28 protein-coding genes and 2 pseudogenes are annotated in these 23,047 nt (G+C 37.7%); 20 read left to right on the plus strand and 10 right to left on the minus strand.

The genetic code is table 11. The features are described from left to right. Positions 1-65: 65 nt before the first annotated feature. A complete protein-coding gene (locus TY16_RS04885; RefSeq protein WP_043930652.1) occupies positions 66-314 on the plus strand; it encodes a hypothetical protein in 249 nt (82 codons plus the stop codon). A gap of 82 nt (positions 315-396) precedes the next feature. Beyond that, positions 397-1,116 carry an NAD(P)H-dependent oxidoreductase gene (locus TY16_RS04890; RefSeq protein WP_043930654.1) on the plus strand — a complete coding sequence of 240 codons (720 nt, stop codon included), beginning with the start codon at positions 397-399 and terminating at the stop codon, positions 1,114-1,116. A gap of 201 nt (positions 1,117-1,317) precedes the next feature. Here the strand turns inward: TY16_RS04890 and TY16_RS04895 are convergent, their stop codons facing one another. Further along, positions 1,318-1,497, minus strand: coding sequence for a hypothetical protein (locus TY16_RS04895; protein ID WP_043930655.1), 180 nt, complete (start codon positions 1,495-1,497; stop codon positions 1,318-1,320). A gap of 366 nt (positions 1,498-1,863) precedes the next feature. Between TY16_RS04895 and TY16_RS04900 the strand changes: the two genes are divergently transcribed. The 12 genes and pseudogenes from TY16_RS04900 to TY16_RS04950 all read left to right on the plus strand — a co-directional run bounded on the left by TY16_RS04900 (position 1,864) and on the right by TY16_RS04950 (position 10,012). Next, on the plus strand, positions 1,864-2,424 hold the full coding sequence (locus TY16_RS04900; RefSeq protein ID WP_043930656.1) for a YdcF family protein: 561 nt from the start codon (positions 1,864-1,866) through the stop codon (positions 2,422-2,424). Positions 2,425-2,463: 39 nt separating this feature from the next. Continuing rightward, positions 2,464-2,967, plus strand: coding sequence for a CDI toxin immunity protein (locus TY16_RS04905; RefSeq protein ID WP_043930657.1), 504 nt, complete (start codon positions 2,464-2,466; stop codon positions 2,965-2,967). A gap of 68 nt (positions 2,968-3,035) precedes the next feature. Then, on the plus strand, positions 3,036-3,329 hold the full coding sequence (locus tag TY16_RS04910) for an antibiotic biosynthesis monooxygenase family protein (RefSeq protein ID WP_043930658.1): 294 nt from the start codon (positions 3,036-3,038) through the stop codon (positions 3,327-3,329). A gap of 146 nt (positions 3,330-3,475) precedes the next feature. Continuing rightward, complete coding sequence (locus TY16_RS04915) at positions 3,476-4,249, plus strand: Cof-type HAD-IIB family hydrolase (protein ID WP_043930660.1); 774 nt, start codon at positions 3,476-3,478, stop codon at positions 4,247-4,249. Between the two features lie 157 nt (positions 4,250-4,406). Then, positions 4,407-5,159 (plus strand): phosphotransferase family protein, encoded by a 753-nt coding sequence (locus tag TY16_RS04920; protein ID WP_043930661.1) that lies wholly within the window; start codon positions 4,407-4,409, stop codon positions 5,157-5,159. 296 nt (positions 5,160-5,455) lie between these two features. Next, positions 5,456-5,629 (plus strand): annotated as a pseudogene (locus tag TY16_RS26805) (hypothetical protein); the annotation flags it as partial. 93 nt (positions 5,630-5,722) lie between these two features. Continuing rightward, entirely contained in the window at positions 5,723-6,121 is a 399-nt protein-coding gene (locus tag TY16_RS04925; RefSeq protein ID WP_043930662.1) for a VOC family protein, read from the plus strand. 201 nt (positions 6,122-6,322) lie between these two features. Then, complete coding sequence (locus tag TY16_RS04930) at positions 6,323-7,201, plus strand: phosphotransferase (protein WP_043930664.1); 879 nt, start codon at positions 6,323-6,325, stop codon at positions 7,199-7,201. A gap of 60 nt (positions 7,202-7,261) precedes the next feature. After that, the gene (locus TY16_RS26070; protein ID WP_155922146.1) at positions 7,262-7,429 is read left to right on the plus strand and encodes a hypothetical protein; all 168 of its coding nucleotides are present in this window, start codon (positions 7,262-7,264) and stop codon (positions 7,427-7,429) included. 76 nt (positions 7,430-7,505) lie between these two features. Further along, entirely contained in the window at positions 7,506-7,964 is a 459-nt protein-coding gene (locus tag TY16_RS04935) for a GyrI-like domain-containing protein (protein ID WP_043930665.1), read from the plus strand. Between the two features lie 1,035 nt (positions 7,965-8,999). After that, on the plus strand, positions 9,000-9,371 hold the full coding sequence (locus tag TY16_RS04945) for a YxiJ family protein (RefSeq protein WP_043930668.1): 372 nt from the start codon (positions 9,000-9,002) through the stop codon (positions 9,369-9,371). A 14-nt stretch (positions 9,372-9,385) separates the two neighbouring features. Then, positions 9,386-10,012, plus strand: a complete 627-nt coding sequence (locus TY16_RS04950) for a pyridoxamine 5'-phosphate oxidase family protein (protein WP_043930669.1) — start codon at positions 9,386-9,388, stop codon at positions 10,010-10,012. 57 nt (positions 10,013-10,069) lie between these two features. On the opposite strand, the gene TY16_RS04955 is transcribed toward TY16_RS04950, so the two are convergent. Continuing rightward, positions 10,070-10,258, minus strand: a complete 189-nt coding sequence (locus TY16_RS04955) for a DUF4177 domain-containing protein (RefSeq protein ID WP_043930670.1) — start codon at positions 10,256-10,258, stop codon at positions 10,070-10,072. 46 nt (positions 10,259-10,304) lie between these two features. Next, complete coding sequence (locus tag TY16_RS04960; protein WP_043930671.1) at positions 10,305-11,594, minus strand: NCS2 family permease; 1,290 nt, start codon at positions 11,592-11,594, stop codon at positions 10,305-10,307. A gap of 111 nt (positions 11,595-11,705) precedes the next feature. Here TY16_RS04960 and TY16_RS04965 point away from each other — a divergent pair, with 111 nt between their 5' ends. From TY16_RS04965 to TY16_RS04970, 3 genes are all read left to right on the plus strand, one after another. Continuing rightward, positions 11,706-12,584, plus strand: coding sequence for a LysR family transcriptional regulator (locus tag TY16_RS04965; RefSeq protein WP_043930672.1), 879 nt, complete (start codon positions 11,706-11,708; stop codon positions 12,582-12,584). 159 nt (positions 12,585-12,743) lie between these two features. After that, positions 12,744-12,899: a hypothetical protein gene (locus tag TY16_RS26515; RefSeq protein WP_197028362.1), complete on the plus strand. Its 156-nt coding sequence runs from the start codon at positions 12,744-12,746 to the stop codon at positions 12,897-12,899. 271 nt (positions 12,900-13,170) lie between these two features. Next, complete coding sequence (locus TY16_RS04970; protein ID WP_043930673.1) at positions 13,171-13,530, plus strand: NUDIX domain-containing protein; 360 nt, start codon at positions 13,171-13,173, stop codon at positions 13,528-13,530. Positions 13,531-13,769: 239 nt separating this feature from the next. On the opposite strand, the gene TY16_RS04975 is transcribed toward TY16_RS04970, so the two are convergent. The 5 genes and pseudogenes from TY16_RS04975 to TY16_RS27180 all read right to left on the minus strand — a co-directional run. Then, a complete protein-coding gene (locus TY16_RS04975) occupies positions 13,770-15,458 on the minus strand; it encodes a methyl-accepting chemotaxis protein (protein ID WP_043930674.1) in 1,689 nt (562 codons plus the stop codon). A 43-nt stretch (positions 15,459-15,501) separates the two neighbouring features. Further along, positions 15,502-15,975: a chemotaxis protein CheW gene (locus TY16_RS04980; RefSeq protein WP_043930675.1), complete on the minus strand. Its 474-nt coding sequence runs from the start codon at positions 15,973-15,975 to the stop codon at positions 15,502-15,504. Between the two features lie 275 nt (positions 15,976-16,250). Then, positions 16,251-17,546: a hemolysin family protein gene (locus TY16_RS04985; protein WP_043930676.1), complete on the minus strand. Its 1,296-nt coding sequence runs from the start codon at positions 17,544-17,546 to the stop codon at positions 16,251-16,253. Positions 17,547-17,640: 94 nt separating this feature from the next. Then, entirely contained in the window at positions 17,641-17,859 is a 219-nt protein-coding gene (locus TY16_RS26810) for a hypothetical protein (RefSeq protein ID WP_231505561.1), read from the minus strand. Positions 17,860-17,901: 42 nt separating this feature from the next. After that, positions 17,902-18,066: pseudogene (locus TY16_RS27180) on the minus strand (MerR family DNA-binding transcriptional regulator); the annotation flags it as partial. Positions 18,067-18,420: 354 nt separating this feature from the next. On the opposite strand from TY16_RS27180, the gene TY16_RS04995 reads away from it, so the two are divergent. Beyond that, the gene (locus TY16_RS04995) at positions 18,421-18,696 is read left to right on the plus strand and encodes a GNAT family N-acetyltransferase (RefSeq protein WP_442853205.1); all 276 of its coding nucleotides are present in this window, start codon (positions 18,421-18,423) and stop codon (positions 18,694-18,696) included. 95 nt (positions 18,697-18,791) lie between these two features. Next, on the plus strand, positions 18,792-19,358 hold the full coding sequence (locus TY16_RS05000; RefSeq protein WP_043930678.1) for a histidine phosphatase family protein: 567 nt from the start codon (positions 18,792-18,794) through the stop codon (positions 19,356-19,358). A gap of 393 nt (positions 19,359-19,751) precedes the next feature. On the opposite strand, the gene TY16_RS05005 is transcribed toward TY16_RS05000, so the two are convergent. Both TY16_RS05005 and TY16_RS05010 read right to left on the minus strand, forming a co-directional pair. Then, positions 19,752-20,015, minus strand: coding sequence for an excalibur calcium-binding domain-containing protein (locus tag TY16_RS05005; protein ID WP_043930679.1), 264 nt, complete (start codon positions 20,013-20,015; stop codon positions 19,752-19,754). A gap of 194 nt (positions 20,016-20,209) precedes the next feature. Next, the gene (locus tag TY16_RS05010; RefSeq protein WP_043930680.1) at positions 20,210-21,115 is read right to left on the minus strand and encodes a LysR substrate-binding domain-containing protein; all 906 of its coding nucleotides are present in this window, start codon (positions 21,113-21,115) and stop codon (positions 20,210-20,212) included. Positions 21,116-21,264: 149 nt separating this feature from the next. Here TY16_RS05010 and gdhA point away from each other — a divergent pair, with 149 nt between their 5' ends. Then, complete coding sequence (gene gdhA / locus TY16_RS05015) at positions 21,265-22,644, plus strand: NADP-specific glutamate dehydrogenase (protein WP_043930681.1); 1,380 nt, start codon at positions 21,265-21,267, stop codon at positions 22,642-22,644. The last annotated feature ends 403 nt before the right edge of the window (positions 22,645-23,047 follow it).

Below are 23,047 nucleotides of genomic sequence, written 5' to 3' on the forward strand. Positions count from 1 at the left end.
GCACCCTTCTGAGAGAGATTTCGCAGCTCTTGCTGGAGGGTGCTTTCTTAAAGGGGAACGAAAAAATGTTAGACGTACAGCTTTTTGATCGAGATGGAAATGAGCTTCGTATAGTTGAAATCGAGCCCCAGTTGCACCATGCTATTTTTCTTGATACGAAAAATTGGGGAACTTATAAATATTTAAGAAACGTAAAGGACTATTATACGTCCAATATATACTGGCAGACAGAAGAGCTTAATGGCTTTATTCAGGATTTAAAAAATTACAGAATACATATAGATAAAGAATACTTGCAGCCATTAAATTCTTAATTGATAGCCTAAGTACGGAAGGAGTAGAGAGTATCCTTATTACCGGGGATTAGTCAGCAGATTTGTATTAGGAGGAAACCCATTGAACATCTTAATTGTGTTTGCCCATCCGGAGCCCAAGTCTTTGAATGGCTTTTTAAAAGACTTCGCAGTCGAAACGCTCTCAGCAGCGGGACATGATGTGATTGTATCGGACCTTTATGGGAAAAATTTTAAAGCTGTCGCCGACCGGAATGACTTCACTGTATTACATAATCCAGAACAACTGAATTATATAATGGAACAATACCACGCATCAAAAAACAGGACCTTTACAAACGATATACTCGAAGAACAAGACAACTTGCTCTGGGCAGAAATTGTTATTTTTCAATTCCCTATTTGGTGGACAGAGTCCCCTGCCATTCTTAAGGGCTGGTTTGATAGGGTTTTAGCGTATAACTTTGCTTATGGGCCAGGGCATTATGACCAGGGAAACCTACGTGGAAAAAAAGCAATGTTATCAATCACCCATGGTGCATCCAGTTTGGCCAATTACGGTATACATGGCTTAAAAGGCGATTTGGACGAGCGGCTTTTTAATATCCAGCATGAAAAATTATTCTTTTGTGGAATGGATGTGATTAAACCGTTCATATTCCATGCAAGTGCAAAGGATGATATAAAAGAAGAACTTTTTAATGAGTATCGAGAAAAGCTGTTAAATATTCCGAATGAACCAGTACTCTCATTTCATCCATTGTCCCATTATGAAAAGGGACAACTAAAAGATGAGTATAAAAAGCAGCTTGAAACAATATGAAAAGAGTAAGGTGATTGAGAGCTGAATAAGTAATGTTCTTAATTGAAACAGATGCGTTGGTCCAAAGCAGGATTGACGCTTTTTTGTTGAAGCCATTTTACTTTGTTCATTCCCAAACAACATTATTTCGACGGAAAACAAATCAGACTATCTGAACTGGTCGGACAAGTTTGTGTTACATGTGAAGCATTAAAAGTCCATTTAATAATTATTTCTCCATAACCTTCCTACATCCAGCGGGGTAATTACTTGCCCATTAATTTTTTTATGAATTAAGGGTTTGCTAAAAGGGTCATAAGTTCCATTTTCCTTATCACAAATTCGGGACCGAACACGGATATCCACACCAAGAATGCTTTCAACCTTACTTTGATAATTCATTGTCAATCACCTTCATTTGATTAATTCTTTTTAGTATCTATTCTTGTAGAAAAACAATGCGTTTTTTATAAAATTTTTACGGTGGGCATATTTAGTCCCAGTGGAATACGTCAAATTTCCTTTGCTATTATAAGAAAGGCTTAATTAGAATGGTGGTATGGAGTAATAATTATGGGTTACTCTGTGGTTGGCTTTTGCTGAAGGACTAATAGCCTTCAGGGTTCTGTTTGTTCTTTTAATAGAACAATTTTCTAGTTTATCGGTCTAATAAAAAATATATCAGTCCAATAAAATTTTTATCGGTCAAAACACACCCGTGTCGCCTCCAAACAATTAAAAAGTACCTGAAAAAAAAGGGGATATCTTATGAGTTATCCGTTTGATTGTATTACAGACTTTATTTTCGTAGAATCTGAACTCTCCCCAGCTGACGTGATTTTGGTTCCTGGAGCGAACCATCCGCCACTAATGGAAAAAGCAGCAGCTCTGTATCATCAAGGATTAGCACCGTACATACTCCCATCGGGTGGGTATAAACCGCACGTAGGTACTACCGAATGGGAGTACTTAAGGAATTTGGCCATTGAAAATGGAGTGCCTGAGGAAGCAATCTTAAAGGAAGACAAAGCACAACACACATTAGAAAATGCCCGTTTTTCATTGGTTATTCTTAATAAAGAGGAAATTCCTTTTAAAAAAGCTATAATCGTTTGTAAAGCAGGACATTCAAGGAGAGCGTTATTATGTTATCAGCATGAGTTTCCGATAGAAACAGAGTTTCTTGTTTCTCCTGTTATAGATAGGTATGGAATTACTAAAGAAAATTGGTTTTTATCTGAAGTAGGAATAAGCCGAACTATGACTGAAGTGGAGAAGATAGGCAAATACTTCGGTGTCTTAATTCCGGACTGGGTGAATACTAAATAAATTTGTTGCGTATATAAATGTCTGGGGCGGTGAGCCAGGGTGAATAAAGATCGAAGAACAATGAACGAGCAACAAAAGGCTAGGTTGGCCATGTTATTACAAAAACAAAAACAGAAAATTGAAGAACTAGACCGAATGCGTTCAGAAGCTGAGGTTTTAAATTGTTTTGATAGAAGAGAAGATGTCTTTCCTTTAACAAAAGAGGAAGGAGATCAGATTATGGATGAATTTGTTCAAATGTTTCCAGTAGCGTGGTGGGGTAGAATTGATTGGGAAAAGATGAAGAACAAAGTTAAAGTTGATGATTGGACTCCAGAGGCAATCAGTAATGTTTTAAGATCCCAAGGTTGTGATCTCACTCAGGAGGCTTATTTATTATACTCATCCGGAGATTACCCTTTTGTGAAAACAAGTGTTCAAAGAATTCTTTCAAACCTCCCCGAACTGTCTTGGATTGGCTGGGATCAATTCATTTATTGCCCTAAATCAAAATATGTAATTGAAAACTTTCATGATGGTGACTTAACAATAGGTTGGTATTGATTAATTTGAGTTCAACAAAAGTATCTGGAAGGGTATTACTGTTATACTTTTAAAAAGGGGGAAGTTAAATGATATTAGAAGCTGTTATGCTGCAAGTTAAGGAAGGAATGGAAGCGGAATATGAAAAAGCGTTTTGTGAGGCCTCAAAAATTATTTCTTCAATGAAAGGGTACATATCCCACGATTTACAACGTTGTATTGAAGAAGAGGGGAAATATTTACTTCTGGTTCAATGGGAATCATTAGAAGACCATACAGTTGGTTTTAGACAATCAAATGAGTATCAAGAATGGAAAAAACAATTACATCATTTTTATGACCCATTTCCGATAGTTGAACATTTTGAGAAGGTCGATATTTAATTGTTGTTTCTGAACTAACAGCGGCATTGATCCAAAAAGGATTAATGCCGTTTTTGTTTAACGGGGCAGGTTAAAGAAGGATTCCCTGTCTGAAGGTTGAATATTAAAAAGGTACTAATTATTTTGGTAGTAATTTGGGAGATTATATGAGTTATAAAATTGTGTTTTTCGATGTGGATGGGACTATTACAAATCACAAGGATGGTAGCATTCCTTTCTCTACAATTGAAGCTATAAAAACTTTAAAACGTAAAGGGTTAAAGGTTGTGGCTGCAACAGGACGGCCGCTCTCAATGTGTAAGGAACTGCAAGAGTTAGGAATTGAAACATTTATTACAGCGAATGGCGGTTACGTGAAACATCTTCAAGAGGTTATTCATAAAGTACCGATGGATAAAACGATAATTCAAGAAGTTGTAGAATATGCAAAATTAGAGAATAACGGTTTGTCATTTTATACAGAAGGTTTTAGTATGAATGGCGTAACAGAGGCAGAGATTTTAACGGCCTTAAAAGAAACGTTGTCTCTAAATGAGTATCCCGAGACTTATCCTTTTATCCATAACGAAGACGTATTCTTATTGTGTTTGTTTGCAAATGATGAAACAGTTGAAAAGTATAAACAAAAGTTTCCGCACCTAGCATTTAAAAGATGGCATAGTTATGTGTTGAATGTTTTGCAGGAGGATGTTTCAAAGTCTTTAGCTATTATGAAAACTTTAGATTTCTTTGGTTTCGATAAGTCGGAAGCAATCGCTTTTGGTGACGGTGAAAATGATATTGATATGTTGGAATTAGTAGGGTTAGGTATAGCAATGGGGAATGGAAATGAAAAATTGAAAAATGTTGCAGATTTTGTTACCAAACCATCAAGTGAAGATGGGATCGAATACGCATTAAAACAGTATGGAATTATTTAAATTAATTTAGTTGGTTTTAAACACTTCTAAATTTGAATACGCTGCTTTTCATATTGAACAAACGGGAGTTTAGTCGAACAAAGATTCCAAAGATAGGAAGGCGAATATTAGTATCAAGGTTACTACAGTTTAGGGAAAAAATTAAGGAGAGAAACTAATGAATTTAGGTACTCCGATAGCAATAGGAAATACAGCAAAAATTTATCTTTATAATAACAGGATTTACAAAGTATTTAATGACTACTTGCCCGATACAGTATCTTTCATTGAATCCAAAAAGCATAAATATGCTTATTCATGTGGGCTTTCTGTACCCAAAATAATAGATGTTACTAAAATAGATGGTAAACAAACAATTATCATGGAATTTATCAAGGGTAGAACAATAGGTGATATTCTTTCTGAAAACATGGACCAAGCAGAATACTACTTGAATATTTCCGTTGATATTCAACAAAAAATACATGATGTTGAGGCTAAGGCTGATTCTATTGAACACATGACTGAAAAACTAAGCCGTCAAATTGATTCAGCTACTAGTTTGGATAATCGATATAAGTCGGCTTTAATACAAAAATTGAATAGGATGACATTTAAGAGTAAGTTGTGTCATGGAGACTTCCATTTGTTTAATTTGATCTTGTCGGATAACAACGTAACCATACTTGATTGGGTGGATGCCAGTGCGGGGGATTTTCGTGCTGATGTTTATCGTACATATCTTTTATATTCCCAGTTTTCAAATGAGTTAGCTGAGATGTATCTGGGTCTTTATTGTGGAAAAAGTGGTTTGGTAAAAGATGAAGTGTTGCAATGGGCACCAATTATTGCGGCGGCAAGGCTGTCGGAAATTGTACCGTCTGAGAACCCAGAACGACTTTTAGACATAATAAATCAATACTGTCCTTAATAAATGATTTGACTAACGGGTGCTAGCACTCCGATGTGCTGCCGAACATGGCGACTTTTACTTATTAAACTAACGGGGCAGAAGGTATTGCTTACCTTAAATGGAATATTACTATCATAGTTTTTATGTGAGAGGACGAATACGATATGTTTATTTCAGTTACTAGGCTGCATTTAAAAGGAAAGCGAAAGTTACCTAGCTTTTTTTTCATACAATTAAATCAATTAATCAGTCAAAAAAAGCAGAAGGATTAAAATTTTCTTCTTTTAACAAAGAAGGATGGCGATACATACTGGACTCTGACAGTATGGGAAAGCACGGAACATATGAAAGTCTATCGAAATAAAGGTGATCATTTAAAAGCAATGAAAGTATCACGAAATATCGCAGATAAATTAGAATTAATTAATTGGGAAGCAGAAACTATTCCAACTTGGAAAGAGTGTAAAGACCGGTTACATCAGAAATAGATTTGAGTGAGAGTCAATTTTATTCATCTGTTAAAATAACAAAAATAACTTTATATAGAAGTTTAATCCCAAGTCAGTTTAGGGAGGATTATTATGTTTTTTGAAATGACTTATCAGGTTCGGGTTACAGATATGATAGAAGGACATAAGTGGTATCAAACATTTTTGCAAAAGGCACCTGATTTTATCCCGCACGATGGATTTGTGGAATGGGAAGTTGTGCCTGGATGTTGGTTACAGGTGGCGGAAGGAACACCTTCTTCAGGCAGTGGTCCTCTCCGCTTAGCCGTTAAGGATTTAGAAGCGGAAAAGTTAAGGTTAGTTCGTGAGTTAAAAGTTGAAGACTTTGAAGTTTTTTCTCGGGAGGAAGTTCCAGTAAAGTGGTGCACCTTTTCTGATCCCTGGGGAAATCGTATTGGTTTATTTGAGTACATAGACAAGAAGGAAGAAAGTAATCGGATTGATACAATTCTAGGTAAAGTAGAGATTTAATCCGAACGGGTGAATGCTAACAGAGGCAGGTGAAGAATTTAATTTTACCTGTCTTTAATTTTGCACTAGCTGGCGCAAAAACCTAGCTGTGGTGAAGACAGCTTCTTTTATTGTCCAAACCGCTGCAGGATACTGGAAGAAAGGGGCGAACTAAACTTATAAGAATGTGTAATTTTAATTAGACTAAAGAGGATTGAAAAGATGGAAAAGATAGATGAGATTATCGATTTACTTATTACTAACGGCTTGTTATTGAATGATGACCTAGAATTAAAGGAAATAAAAAAGGGGACTACCAGTGGTGTTTTATATACCCTCCTAATCAGGAAAATACCTGCTTATGTAATAAAAGTAGATAGTCCTAAGATTATAAAGCCGACTCAAGACTTCCTACTGGCTTATCAAGATGTAACGTTGCTGCCCGATGTTCTTTATACAGACGAAAAACAAGAGTTTATTGTTTACTCTTACATTTCAGGAGAGACCCATTTTAATCGAGGGCAAAAATTAGAATGGATGACAATTTTTATACGAGAGCTGTTCAATAAATACAAAAGCGCGGTCTCGGACATTTCCTGGGGTAGAGTGAACGGAATTCAAAGAAATACCTGGGTGGATTTTAATCAGGCGAGCTTGGGGTTTGCCCAAGAAAACATTGCCGATTTATTGCCAAGCGAGGACCACAAAAGGATTGAGAGATTGGTAACTAAATTAAATTCTTACCATCTCCAAGAGAAGAAGTATTATCTGCACGGAGATACTGGTGTTCATAACTTCGTATTTAAAGATAACCAATTAAAGGGTGTTATTGACCCCTCGCCATTAATAGGTCCCAAAATATACGATTTCACCTATGCGTTTTGTTCTTCCCCAGATAGTCTTGATTTGCACACACTTTTTTCATTGTTTTCATCATGGAACAGTGATGCTTCTTTTACTAAGGAGCGGCTTTTGGATGAAGTTCTTTTTCAGTTATATACACGTATTGGAGTATGTATTAAAGTTCATCCGCACGATTTAAGTGGTTATATGGAAGCTTGGAAACAATGGCGAGGTTATCTTCCTGCATTATCAAACTAACAATGCTTTGTTTTTGGGGAGGTTTGTTGATAAGGAGTATAAATTAATTAGGGGGATTTTATGGTTGCTACCTTTAAAAGTTATTTTGTTATTTTTTTTATTATTGCAAGGCTTGTTAGTTTAGCTAGTAAAATTAGCTGGATGCCAATTATAAAAACTTCATCAAAACACGATGCAATAACAGCAGCAATATTTTCGTTGATCGTAGTTGTATTAACTTTTGATTAGTAAAAGATAGGTCGAATTTTTTTCCTATACTCGACCATATAGTGGCCTAGAGTTTTATAAAAAAAGGGAGGGTCCTATGGAGTTTAAGGAAGTTATAAAGAGTTCATTTGTAATAGTAGGTTACAGTGCGGCGGGAAAGTGGGATGGTGATATTGTCTATCCGATTCCGCAATTATGGGATATGGCTAAAAACTTTATTAATGACAATATCAATGAAATAGTTGGGGTGTGCCTGCCTCCAAGAAGTGATCATTACTTTTATACATGTGGAATTGAAATTGAATCTGTTGATTTCTTCAAAATAGAGAAGGGGATGACAGTTCATACCTTTCCCGAACAAAAATATGTTGTATTTAAACATATGGGTCCCTCCAAAAAAATTCCAAACACCTATTGGGAGTTGTGGAAGGTTTTCGATGAGGAAGGATATAAAATAAAAGAGGGCATGCCTGAAATTGAAATTGTGAAAACCAATATGATTGGAAAAGAAGAAAGCGAAGAATATGAGATGGAAATATGGGTTCCGGTTCAATGAAACAAATCGGAATTTAGATTAATCTCTTGATCTCTAAAAAACTTTCAATTTAAAGAATTGGAGTACGCCAATCTCCTGAAATTGTTACTGAAACAGTGGCGGCAAGGCCAGTAGCTAAACAGCTAGGAGGAAATAAAGTGGATCCTATGGACATGTCGTTTCCTGAATTATACTACCATCTTGCGGTAGCTCCCTTGTATATTATAAAACTAATATTCTGTATTGGCTTTTTAATCTATTCCCGCAAAGACAAAGGATGCTTATTTTTAATCCCCAAAATTTACTGTGTAGTATTTATTCTCAATTATTTCATTGCGCTATATTTTCGCTTTTTTTATTACTAGTATTTTCTTATCGAAGGTGTTAAGTGTAAATGCAAACAAGGCGAACTTGCTAATGTTTGAGACTATTAGTTGGCGGTTTTACATAAATGCAACCAGTAAAGAAAAAGCTCAGATTGTCATAAAAAGAATTGAAAAAATCACTGGCAAAAAGTCGGTTCAGTAGAGCGATATTGGAAAGATGACACACTCTTTGAGATGATTTGTGAGTCTTCGTTTCAAGTGTGTGAGCCAGAGAAAGCAATATTTGAAGCTCTTGTTTTGGTTAATCAATTAGGCCACGATATAGAAGTTGTCGGTCCTCTTTTATATGAAAACGGCCAAGTGCAATTTTCGGGCTATGTTTCAAGAACTTCTGTCCCTGGGTTAAAGTGGTTTCATTTCTATTTAGATAATACTAGATATATTGAAAAATAAACGAGTGGGATATCCGTAATATTAGTAAATGTCCTACTTGTTATAAATCTTTCTATCTAGTTGTAGGGTTTATAAATGTGGCAGTATTGTGAATAAGGGCGATATAATTTTAGTTAAGTCCGATATAATTTTAGTTATGGGCGATAAATTTGCAGATAAGGGCGATAAATTTTTTGTTCAGGGCTATAAATGTAGCGTTCACCTGCCGCGAGCGTGGAACAACTCATCGTGAAACAAGAAAAATCGGGGAGTGACAGGCACCTAAAGGTGTGAAGAGATGGAAACTATCTTAAATCAGCTAGCTGAAATAAAAAATGAATTAGGCAATCCCTTTCCATATAGCGATATTTATAAAATACTAGAAGATTTTGAAAAGGAATTTTTGGCTTTATCTGACGACGAGGACTTTCTAATTGGTGATTTTAATAGTTATTTAATGAATATAGCTGGAACTCTAAGTTATGTTTTAGGAGGTAAAATAAATAAAATCCCACAAGGTCAAATTGAGATGCTGAGGGAGTCTTTTTTTGATTTCTATAATCAATACAAGTTTTTGGAGAATAAAATTGAAGACTATAACGAGTTTTTTCAGGAATATAAAATCTTTGATCAGGCAAGAAAGTTGTTAATAACCCTGTTTTCACAATAAGTGGAGGTCTACACTTGAGCTTTAAAAATACGATTAAAACAGAAGACGAATTACGAGCACTTATTGGTTTTCCGAGTGAATTGGTAAATAACAAAGCCATTACATATCTTGATAAAAATTGTGTGGAGTTTATATTGAAATCACCCTTTTTGGTTATATCAACTTCGGATGAATTCGGTTATTGCGATGTTTCTCCAAGAGGTGATCAGGCTGGATTTGTACATATTTTAAGCGAGAATCAGTTAGTGATACCCGAAAGACCGGGAAATAAAAGAATCGATTCAATGCGGAATATCTTATCCAACCCAAGAATCGGCCTTCTCTTTTTTATTCCCGGGCTGGGTGAAACATTGAGAGTGAATGGTAAAGCCACTTTGGTAACAGATGATGATCTACTTCAGAAGATCGCATTCAATGGAAAAAAACCACTTTTGGGTATTGGTGTCGAGGTAGAAGAGTGCTTTATTCATTGTGCAAAAGCCTTTAAACGATCGGGGTTATGGGAATGGGATTCCTGGCTAGATAAAGCAGTGTTGCCATCGGCTGCCAAAGCAATATTTGAGCACGCTAAACTCCCTAATATAAGTGTAGAATCCATTCAGGAAAGGCTTCAAGAGGGTTATTCAAAGAGGCTTTATTAAGAATAATGAAAAACCCCTCCCTGTGAAGTGAATGGGAGGGGCTTTCTAATTGCCTGATTAATTTAAGGATTTTTCAAAGATAATTTCAAAAAAAGAAGAATAACCGTTTCCTGAAGTAACCGGCGCAAATAATTGAACGAATCTCCACCCATCTTTTGCATGGCTGGCAATAATCTCATGATAATTCTCTTTCGGTGCATTGTTCCATCTACTTAGTTTAACTTGAACGAATTTATATTCGTACACTATTCAAGCCTCCCTTCAAACTTACGAACGATCTGTCTCTACTTTCTTAAGTAAGCACGTATTGAATAACAAAATTGCTAAAAAACAGAATGGCAATACAATAAAGCACTGGGTGAACTTCCCTTCCTTTTCCCAACAAAAGCTTCAACAATGGGTATAGGACAAAGCCGATTGCCATACCGTCTGCAATACTATAAGTTAAAGGAATCAGCACAATAATTAAAAGTGCCGGAAAGCTCTCTGATAAGTCTTCCATTGAAATATGAACAATGTTTTGCAGCATAATAACACCTATTAAAATCAGAATCGGCGAAACTGCACTTGATGGAACAATTTTAATAATTGGGATGAACAAAACCGAGACAAGAAACAATAGTCCGGTCACTATGGAAGTTAACCCTGTTCTTCCACCGGCTGTTATACCAGCTGCCGATTCTACTGATGCAACAGTGGGACTTGTACCAAATATTCCGGAAGCTAGAACCGAAATGCCTGTCGCCTGTAGTGATTTCTTACTTCCCTGAGATCTGTTTAGCATCTTGGTGTGTCCATGGATTAAACCAATATTTTCAAACACAACCACCATGGCAAGAGATAGTGAAGTTAGCCAAAAGACTATATTCCCTGCTTGTGCCCAAGATAGTTGTCCAAACACGCCAAAATATGCTTCAAACGATGGCGTTGTAAGGGAAATGCCTTCGAGGTTGGATTGTCCCATCCAAATTGATAACACCGATGTAATTAAAATACTTAAAAGAAGGTTTCCAGGTACATTTTTGATGAATAATAGTACCGTGATGATCAAACCAATAATTGTAGAAATTGCTGTGGGACTGCTTAAATCTCCAATTGCCAGCAGGGTGTGCTCGGAACTCGTGATAATACCAGCATTGTCAAACCCAATTAATATCAATAAGACTCCGATTCCAATGTTTATGGCTTCCTTTAAGGAATTAGGAATTGAGGTTGTTATCACTTTTGCTATCGGTGTAAAGGCAATGACCACGAAAATCAACCCTGTCACGAAAACCATCGCCAATGCTTCCTGCCAAGTAAATCCCCCTGATTGAACGATTGTATAAGTAAACATCGCATTGAGCCCCATACCAGGAATCAGAAGAATAGGAGTGTTACTCCAAAACCCAATAAGTAAACACCCGAAGAAACTAGTTAATATTGTCGCAATGATTCCTGCCTCCAGCGGAATACCCGCTTCAGCCAAAATCGTAGCATTGACAATAATAATGTAGACAACGGTTATATACGAAATAAAACCAGCAGAAAATTCTTTTGAAAGTGTCGTGCCATGTTGCTGAAATTTAAATAGACGTTCCATGTTTGTCTCCTTTAATTGTTTTCCGTTCGTAATCGTAACATGGACATCTCTATATGAAAAATATATAATTTATATAAAAACTATATATTTTTTAAATAGTGGAGGAAGACGATGGATATTAAGCAATTACGATATTTCATAGCGATAGCTGAAGAAAGGAACATAACAGCCGCTGCAAATCGACTTCATATGTCTCAGCCGCCTCTAAGCATAGTGTTGAAGCAATTAGAGGATGAACTGGGTGTGAAATTGATTGAGAGAAATGGAAAGAGTATGGAGTTAACCGATAAGGGACATATACTCTATCAACGGGCTAGGCAAGTAGTGAATAGTTTTGAAGAAATTAAAAATGAAATAGAGGATACAGAAGAGGGGAAAAAGGGCGCGCTAAACATAGGAATTAATACATTATCGGTTTCAGGATTTCCGGAAATGCTTCAATCCTTTCACCAAAATTATCCCCTTGTGTCATTAAAAATTGTTCAAAATGATTCAATTTATTTAGCTGAAATGGTTAAAAAGCGGGCGATTGAAATCGCATTTGTACGTCTTCCACTGGAACATCAAGATTTGACATATCATCCTCTTATTAATGAGCCTTTCATTTTCGTGAGCAAAATGGAGGTAGACACTATATCCTTGGAAGAAGTTTCACGCATGCCTCTTATTATTCCTAGCACAGAAGGCTTGGGGATATACAACACTATTCTTGAAGCATTTACTAGTCAAAAGCTTCAACTGACAAAGATTGCTGAATGCTCTGATATGCATGTATTGATGGAATTGGTTAGCGCTGGAATGGGGGTAACGATTGTACCAAAATCTGTTTTTGATGTGTATGGGGCAAAAACACTTTACGGGGCGCCAATCACCAATGGCAATATGAACTCTTCTTTAGGAGTCATTTGGCTTGAACATCATTTTGTCTCTAAGCCTGCCAAAAATTTTGTAAAACTGGTAGGGGAATATTACAGACATTCACCACAATAAGTAATGAAGAATGGTAACAACAAAAAAGTTTATGTAAATTTGTTCCAAAGACGAAGAATCATTTATAATACAGATATAACCAATTTTCTGGAGTTCTAGATAAGATATGGACAAATTATATGTGTTTTTTTGCGGCAAAAAATTGGTCGGGGGAGAGCTATGTATAAAGTGATTGATACCTTCAGAAACATGTTTTTAGATTTATTTGCAATGGGGAAAGGCTTTGTTTACGGATTTATACTGGTTGGGTTGTTTATTGTGATTGGTAGTGTTTTACTAGTTGGTTTTCTGTTATTAAAAAATTTTATCTTTTAACAGGCAAGTAAGAAAAGCTCTAATTGCACAAAAAAGGTATTTGGCCCCACCTACGCCAAATACCGTGATAGCCACGCATGCTATCCGCCTATATATGATTTCTTGCAAGATCGATCGATTATAATCATACGTTACTAAATATACCCGGGATAAGAAAAAGCAAAACCTTTTTACTTAGGGAAGAACTTGTAGGTCTACTGTTTTCTTTGGAAGAACATGAACAATCCCCCATCATACATGGTTAGTGTACTTGCTAATTGGAGGTGAAGTAATGATTGCGCAAGCCCTTGTAATTCAAGAAAACAAAATTTTAATGGTCAAACAATACGTTCAAAGGGGAGATATCGTTTGGAACTATCCTGGTGGCGGAATTGAAGAAACCGAAACTCCTGAACAAGCTTGTATTAGAGAATTTAAAGAAGAAACTGGATACGATGTGAAAATAAATAGATTACTATTTAAAAACTCTACTAAATATACTTTCGTTGGGGAAATTATTGGCGGAGAACTTTACCTCGATTCGGATAATGAAGCTAACGCAGACATTATTGATGTAGCTTGGATTCCAGTGGATGATAAGGGTAAATTTGATAACGTTACAGCCCCAATATTAGAACTACTTAACGGGTAAGAAAACTATACTTAAAAGCAACATTTACTAAAACAGCACTTCTTAGAAAGAATATTATCAAGCTTTTCTTACTAAAACTTATTAAACACACTACTCATGAACAACAATAGAATTTATTTTATTGTTGTTCATGAGTATTGGTCATACACAGAAACGTAAAAAAACGGCCCCAAAAAATAAAGAACGAGGGCCGTTTTTGAATGGATATTGAGTTGGGTGATAATACGCCTAATTTTTACTTAGTATTTACCGAATTCGTCATCACTTAATACGATTTGCTGGCGGGATGCTGCCGCTTGGGAGTAAGAGCTTGTTAATTGTTCCTGTGCCAGTTTTTCAAGTACATTCTGGTCAAGATTTAAGCTGCTTAAAGAAGGAGAGTCTTTTAGCTTAAACTGGCTTACCTTATTTTTCAGGGTCTCTGCCTGGCTGGATAGTTCCTCGCTCGCCGCAGCACTTTGTTCCGAGGTTGCGGAGTTGGCTTGAACTACTTGTGAAACTTGGACGATTCCCTGATTAATTTGGCTGATGGCAACGGATTGTTCATTCGATGCAAAAGATATATCATTGATAAGCTCTGCTACCTTGGCTACATCCTCAACGATTTTAGTAAGGGACGCTGCCGTTTCGTTGGCAATTTTAGTACCGCCTTCTACCTTGCGGATTGATCCTTCAATCATTTCAGTCGTTTCTTTGGCAGCATTTGCCGATCTCGCTGCCAAGTTGCGTACCTCCTCAGCTACAACCGCAAAACCTTTACCATGTTGACCTGCCCGTGCGGCTTCGACTGCTGCATTTAAGGCAAGGATATTTGTTTGAAAAGCAATCTCATCAATTACTTTAATTATCTTTGAAATGCTTTCGGAGGATACGTTAATATCGTCCATAGCTTTTAGCATATCGGTCATTTGGGAATTTCCTTCACCAGCTCGCTTCATGGCTTCCTTTGCCAACAGGTTAGCATTATTCGAACTATCGGCGTTCTGTTTTGTTTGTGTCGAAATTTCCTCCACAGTAACAGACAATTGTTCAATTGAACTCGCTTGCTCTGTAGCACCTTGAGATAACGTTATGCTAGTCTCTGATATCTGTTTTGCACCAGAAGCAACCTGCTCAGATGCAGATCGAACTTCATGGATCAGCTCATTCAATTTGTCATTCATTTTACGAAGAGCGCTGGCAAGGGAACCAATTTCATCCTTGGTATCAATGTCTATAGTAATATCCAGATTTCCAGCTGCTATTTGTTCGGCGGCATGAACCATTTTTATTACTGGTTTTTTAACTAGCATAGACATAAAATAACCCAGTAACATAGCAACAATTACAGTACCAATTACGGTGAAAATAAGAGTGGTGACAGTTTGGTTTGTCTGTTTTTCTATTAGATTTGCTTTCTTCTGACCATTTTCTTTGGATTGTGTAAATAATTCATCAATATTCTTGTCAATTTCGTTTGCAAGTGGAACTCCTTCAGCAGAATTGATTACTTTCGCTTCCGCAACCTTACCTCCCATTCCAAGGGCAATTAACTTTGGATACCACGCATTATAATTATCGATTGCAACGAGAAGTGCATCATATGTTTGACGCGTTTCCTCATTATCTATTGATTTCCCATACTCTTTTGCGCTTTGCTCGATGGAAACCATCAATTCATCCAATCTAGCCTTATTTGTTTCCCTAGCCTCTTGGTTATCTGCCAATAACAATGCCCGTGCTGTTGCCCGAAAATCATTCCAATCAATACCGACATTTGCGATATCAGCCGTGGCAACACCATAATCCTTATACAACTCTGTATAATCGTTATTAATCAATTTCATATTGAAAATAGCAATTGAGCCGACAACTCCTGTGAAAAGCGAAACGATCATAAAAGCCAAGAGTAACTTGCGGCCAATCTTCATATTGTGAATCCATTTCATGTTTATATCCTCCTGTTGTTTTCCTTGTATTGTTTTATCTTTATTATTTATGTACTAGTTCATCTACAGCATCTTTATTCAGCAGCATCTCACTGTTAAGCAATAGAGTTACTTCAGTCCCAACCTTGCCAATGGCGTTTACATACTTATTCAAATGATGGCCAAAGTCAGGTGGTGTTACGATGTTTTCCGGCTCAATGGTCAAAACCTCTGATACATTGTCAACTATTAGCCCAATCGAATAATCCTGGACTTCAATGACAATAATACACGTCCGGTCATTATACTCTTTGAGTTCCTTTTTGAACCGCAGACGTACATCCGTAACCGGTATAATTTTGCCGCGAAGATTAATGATTCCGCGGATATAATCCGGTACCTCGGGAACCTCTGTTATCTTCTGAATTCCGATAATCTCCCTAACATACTTAATATCAAGACCGAAATTTTCACTTCCCAACATGAACGTTAAATACATTCCTGCTTGAGTATCTTCGTCTTGCAGGATTTCTGACATTGTTATCCTCCGTTTCGTGATGGAGTTACCTCATTGCTGAGTAACTAACTGAAAAACAAAACAAACTAGTTATTGACCCTTTTAATATCGGTAAATACATGCGAAAGTTTATAAGAATTGGGGATAAGAAAAAGTGTTGATTTTAATGGTAGCAGGTTAAGATGGGTGGATAACGAGTTTTTAATCCCGGTTATTCCTTAATCTAAGAAAAATAAAAAACGCCCAGGGTTCTGGGCGTTTTTTGCTTTATATTTGGGATTGCTCATCACAAAGTTTTATACTTTTACAACTTCTAAATAGCGAAGCTGATGGCCATCCATTTCGAGGATTTTGAATTTAAATCCTTCTGATTCAATTTCGGTTATGCTATCCGTATCGGTGGTTTGAGACAGGAACCAGCCGCCAATGGTATCAACATCTTCATGAGCAAGGTCTGTTAATAACAGCTTGTTCACATCTTCGATTAAGAGCTTGGCATCGAAAACATAATGGTCTTCACTTAGTTTCCGGATTTCCGGGATTTCATCCTCATCAAACTCATCCCTGACTTCTCCTACAATTTCTTCAATAATGTCCTCTAAAGTCACAACACCTGATGTACCGCCATATTCATCTACAAGTATGGCAATATGTGTCCGTTCCTTTTGCATCTTTAAGAGTAAGTCGTGGATCGGTATCGTTTCAATTGCATAGATGACCGGATTTACGAACGTTTGAAGATTGATTTGTTCCGGATTTAATTTCTGCGTGAAGTTTGCTGTTAAAAATTCCTTCATGTTAATAAAACCAATGATGTTATCCTTGTCCCCATCTACAACGGGATAACGGGTGTAATTTTCTTTTTCAATTAACGTCCGAATGTCATCCAAGGAGTTATCAATAGATATGGTCACCATTTCTGTACGGGGAACCATAATTTCTTTTGCAATTCTTTCATCAAATTCAAAAATGTTGTTCATGTATTTCAATTCATTCTTGTTGATTTCACCGCTCTCATAGCTTTCGGATAATATAATTCTAAGCTCTTCTTCCGAATGGGCGGTTTCGTGTTCAGATGCCGGCTTCAAACCAAATACACCTACAAGGACACGGGCAGAACCGTTTAATACCCAGATAAAAGGATACATGATTTTGTAGAACCAAATAATTGGGCCTGCAAACGCCAGGGTTATGACTTCGGCCTTTTGAATCGCAACTGTTTTAGGAGCCAATTCACCAACTACTACGTGCAAGAAGGTAACAAGTGCAAAGGCAATTGCAAATGACAAGATTCCTGTAAGTGTTTCGCTTAAATGGAAATACTCGAACGCGGGATGCAAGATTCTCTCCACCGTCGGTTCCCCAAGCCAGCCTAGTCCTAATGCAGTAATGGTAATCCCGAGCTGGCAGGCAGATAAATACTCATCAAGATGGGTTGTTACCTTTTTTGCTGCTACGGCACCCTTTCGCCCTTCAGCAATAAGCTGGTCAATCCTTGAAGTTCTTACCTTTACCATCGCAAATTCTGTGGCAACAAAAAAAGCAGTTAAAGCAATCAATAAAGTAATGAGCAGTAAGTTAATGGTTGTCAACGAGCAGTCTTACCGAAGTAAGACATACACCTCCTAGTATTTTTGTTAAATGTGATAAAGCCCAAATTTATAGGCTGAGATTTAACATATTCCCCTAAGAGTTATTGAGTAATAAAAGCAATGACTGGATTAAAGATATACTTTCCTGAGAAAGATTTCTTTTTATATCCTCTGGTTTAACGTGGTCAGATTCCTGAAGTTTAGATATAGCTTTTGTTAAATCTGCATCTAAATCCTTGATCTTTAAACGAATTTCAAGGATATCAACTTCTTCGGAATATTTATTTATAATCTCTTTCTTTATCTCTTCCAAAGGAATGCCTTGCTTTTTACGCTGTTCAATATACTCAATGCGTTCAATTGAATCCCTATCGTAGTACCGATAGTTGGAAGGGGAACGTTCTGCTTTTAAAAGACCAAGAGTTGTATAATAATCGATGGTTCTTTTAGTAACATTTGTTAACTCAGCTAATTTCCCAATTCTTAGTTTCTCGTTCCCAATGCAACCCCTCCAAACTATAACGTTATGGTTTTATTATAAAGACATAGTCCTTACATATCAATAATTATCATTTGGTAATATGATTACTAGATTTTTTCAGATGGTTGAGTTTTAAGTTTAATAGAGAAAAAATAGGCGGATTGATTCAAGGAGGATTAAGAGTCTTAATGTTGAATTCCTAATAAAACAACGAGGACGTTGGTTATGTGTTTTTTAGCAGGTGGATATATGAATATAGAAATTCATAGCGATTTCTCTGAACCAAATCTGGATGAAATAAAGGAAGTATATACTTCTGTTGGGTGGACTAAGCATACAAATGAAATAATTACACAAGTATTCGAAATAAGTAATGTCATAGCACTAGTCTAAGTGAATGGCAGAATTATTGGGATTGGAAGAGGGATAACAGATGGCGTTTTTAATGCCGCAATTTATGATGTAATAGTTCATCGGGATTTTCAAAAGCAAGGTATAGCTAAAAAAATAATGGAGTTTTTACTTGATAAGCTAAGTACTGTTTCTTGTCTTCGTTTAAAATCTACAACAGGAAATGAAGGATTGTATCAAAAACTCGGTTTGAAAAAGCTTAAAACTGGAATGGCGCGTTATTTAAATCCAGATCTAAGTGAGGAGTATTTAGAGTGACTTTTCCTGTTCACAAACGGTGCAGTTTAGGGGTATGAAGGATTATTAATTTTTGAGTTTAAATTAAAGTTATTGGTAGAGCCAAGGAGATTTTCATGGAAATTTCGTTGATAAGACACGGAAAATCACGACACACTGAAAATGGTCGAATAACTTGTTCGGATTTTAAGAAGTGGATAGAAAAATATGATTATAATGGAGTATTTGAAGAGACAGCATATCCTTTTGGGACAGTAGAAAAAGTAACAAATGCAAGAATAGTTATTACTAGTAATTTAAAAAGGTCTGTTCAGTCAGCTATGTATATAAACACAGAAAAAGGGACCATTTCTTCACCATTATTTCGAGAGGTAGAACTCCCAACTTGTTCAAAAAAGTTAGGTCTTAAATTAAGTCCAAGTATGTGGTCTTTTATATTAAGATTATTATGGTTCTGTGGTTATTCTAACGAATGTGAGTCTTTTACTGATGCGAAATCAAGGGTAAAAAATGCAGCCCAGCTATTAGTTGAATATGCAGACGAATATAAATCGGTAGCATTAGTAGGACACGGCTTTTTTAATATGCTAATAGCAAAAGAATTGCAGAAAAAAGGTTGGACAGGCAAAAGGAGAACGGGTGCAAAACATTGGAATTGTACAACATATTTCCTTTTGCATTAATAGTTGGGCAAAAGCTTCTGATCCGGCTAACTTAGTTCGGCTCACTTCATTTTATTTACGCAGGGGTTGGTTAATAACTTTTGCTGAAGGGACGATAGATCATTATGTATTTGAATATGATAAAAAAATCTGAACTGGGCCAAGTAACTTTTGTTCGTGATTATATAGAGTTCAACTTTGAAGGCGAAGAAATCTTATTGGAGAAACAAGGCAAGCTAAAAAGTAAATTAGGGGTTAATTAAATGGATATCAAATCTTTATATAGTGGAATTAATGTGCCTTATCAATAAAAAAAGACCATTAAATGCCTTTGCACTTTGATGGTCTATTTGTCTTAAAAATTAAGTTTGTGACAGAACCCGTTCATCTTGTGGGTCTTTAAGTCAGCCACGATTAACGTTCACATGCGATTCCGTCTTTATCGCGGTCCTTGCTTTTATTGGCATCATAAAGCGCCTTGGAAACATACGGCTTGTACTTTGTCTTTCCGCCTTTGTTCTTAACGGAGGAAGACTTGGCAACTCCGCCTTTATACGCCTTATTTAGCTCCGTGCAATTCTTGTAGACCTTCGGCTTTGCTTCAACGCTGTCTACGGCAGCTAAAGAGAATCCAAAGACCAGTCCAGCAGATAAAATAATTGGCATCGCTTTTTTCATTATTTTCTCATCCCCCATGGAATAACCTAGACTTCCATATTAACCAATAAAAGGGAGTTGTACAATACTAATTGACGACCGCGGCCTCTATTTTTCTACTCGCCGGGTCGTTAAGAACCTCTATTGACGACCGCAGCCCCTATATTTTTACTCTCAGGGTCATCAAGAATCCCTGAGTAATGTGGATGCACCCGCTAATCCTGATACCGATCCAACACTTTGAAGAAGTCCCGGATGAACTCGAAGAATAGGTTCTCCGCGGGGAGAAGTTGTCGTTCGCTTGGAATAATCACACCTACCGTACGGGTGACCTGTGGCTCTACCACATGCAGCCGGACCGTCGAGCGCGGCAGGTTGTCAATCAACGTAATCTCCGGAATGAGCGTCACCCCAAGGCCAGCAGAAACCAGCCCTTTAATTGCATCAATATCGTCGCCTTCAAATGAGACCTTGGGCTGAAAGCCGAGCTGTTTGCAAGCAGTCTCAACAATTTGCCGCAGCACATAACCCTGTGGGAACAAGATGAATGAATCATCTCGTAATTGATTCAAAGTAAGGGAACGCTGGCCTGCAAGTGGATGGCCAGCTGGCAGCAAGGCAACGATACTTTCTGTAAATAAAATATGGCTTTTGACCTTTTTTTCGTGCCTTGGCAGCGGTCCAACCAGTGCCATATCAAGATCGCCTTTAACTACCGCATTTATCAATTCTGTATAGGAGTTCTGTTTCAGCTCAAACTTGACGTGAGGATGTTGTTCCCGAAATTCAGATATAACAGTAGGCAGTGTATATGCTGCAAGGCTGCTCGGAAAACCAATCCGGATTACTCCACGCTCAGGATCGAGATATTCCTGGACCTCCCGCGTCGCGTTATCGATTACCTTCATCGCTTCCTCCATATGCTCCAGAAAGGTTTTCCCGATTGGGGTTAACTTCACATTTCTTCCTTCTCTTATAAAAAGATCAACCCCGAGTTCAGCCTCCAAATTAACGATCTGCCTGCTGACAGCGGACTGAGCAACGTGCAAAGAAACTGCAGCCTCGGTTACATGTTCCCGTTTGGCCACTTCGATGAAATACTGAATTTGCCTCAATTCCATTCCTCTATCTCCAATTCATCTCATTTCGGCATCGATTTAATCTAATACTCATATTGTTTCGATTAATTATTCCATTATAAAATAAAAAAATCAGGAATGAAAATAATAGGAAGTGTCCAATAGCCGAAACAAAGGGGTGTTAACTCAGCATGACGATATCACTGAAACTGAACGAAGCTGAAACAGCTGCAAAAGAGTATATAAATGAGATTTTTGAAACGGTAGTAAAGCGTAATCCATATGAAAGCGAGTTTCACCAAGCAGTTAAGGAAATCCTCGATTCGTTAACACCAGTATTTGCAAAAAATCCTCAATACAGAAATCTCGGCATCCTTGAGCGAATCGTTGAACCAGAACGACTAATTACCTTCAGGGTTCCCTGGGTCGACGACCAGGGAAAAGTTCAAGTGAACCGTGGATTCCGCGTCCAGTTTAACAGCGCGATTGGTCCGTATAAAGGCGGCCTGCGATTCCATCCTTCTGTAAATGCAAGCATCATTAAGTTCCTTGGATTTGAGCAAATTTTTAAAAACTCCCTCACTGGCCAGCCAATTGGTGGAGGCAAGGGAGGCTCGGACTTCGATCCTAAAGGAAAGTCCGATATGGAAATCATGAAATTTACGCAAAGCTTCATGACCGAACTTTACAGACATATTGGGCCTGATATTGATGTGCCAGCTGGAGATATTGGTGTTGGCGCAAGAGAGATTGGCTATATGTTTGGCCAATATAAGCGGATTGCAGGAGCTTATGAAGCAGGTGTCCTTACAGGAAAAGGACTTGGATACGGCGGCAGCCTGGGCCGAACTGAAGCTACCGGCTACGGGACTGTGTATTTTGTAGAGGAAATGCTAAAAGACAAAGGACACAGCTTCAATGGCAGCACAGTGGTTGTTTCCGGATCCGGAAATGTGTCTATTTATGCGATTGAAAAAGCTATGCAGTTTGGCGCGAAGGTTGTAGCCTGCAGCGACTCCAATGGCTATGTTTACGATCCGGAAGGCATTAACCTTGATACAGTTAAACGCCTCAAAGAAGTCGATCGCAAGCGAATCAGCGAGTATGTAAAAGAACACCCGCATGCCCAATACGTTGAGGGTTCAACGGGCATCTGGTCAATTCCTTGTGACATTGCCCTCCCATGCGCAACACAAAATGAAATAAACGAAGAATCGGCTAAAGTTCTGGTTTCTAATGGAGTCAAAGCCGTTGGTGAAGGGGCAAATATGCCTTCCACCCTTGAAGCAATCGAGGTATTCCTAGAAAGCGATATTCTGTTTGCACCGGCAAAAGCTGCCAATGCAGGCGGCGTAGCCGTTTCATCACTGGAAATGTCTCAGAACAGCGCCCGCCTGTCCTGGACGTTCGAAGAAGTCGATGCCAAATTGCATCAAATCATGGAAAACATTTATAGAAAATCTGTTCTGGCCGCAGAAGAATACGGCCATCCAGGCAACCTCGTAGTCGGCGCAAACATCGCCGGTTTCTTACGAGTTGCCGATGCCATGGTCGCACAAGGCGTCATTTAAATAACATATTGAGGGTGTCCCAGTAAATTGGGACACCCTTTTTGCATCTTGTGGGGACGGGAACAGCCAATCAAACCTCTTGGATTAATCCACTTGCTCCAGAAGCCGTTTAATCTATGAGACAGGTTCTCTTGGATTAATCTGCTTGCTTCAGGTGCCGATTAATCTATGAGACGGGTTCTCTTGGATTAATCTGCTTTCTCCAGATACCGATTAATCTATGAGACGGGTTTTCTCAGATTAATCTGCTTGCTCCAGCCACCGATTAATCTATAAGACGGGTTCTCTTGGATTAATCTGCTTTCTCCAGGTGCCGATTAATCTCCCTCGGTTTAATTCAATTTTCTCCCGAATACTCGCTTATTCGCAGGATTGCACATTCTTTGGAAAAGGTACGTTGGCT

It is taken from the genome of Bacillus sp. EB01 (genome assembly GCF_000613125.1).
GTDB lineage: Bacteria > Bacillota > Bacilli > Bacillales > Cytobacillaceae > Bacillus_D.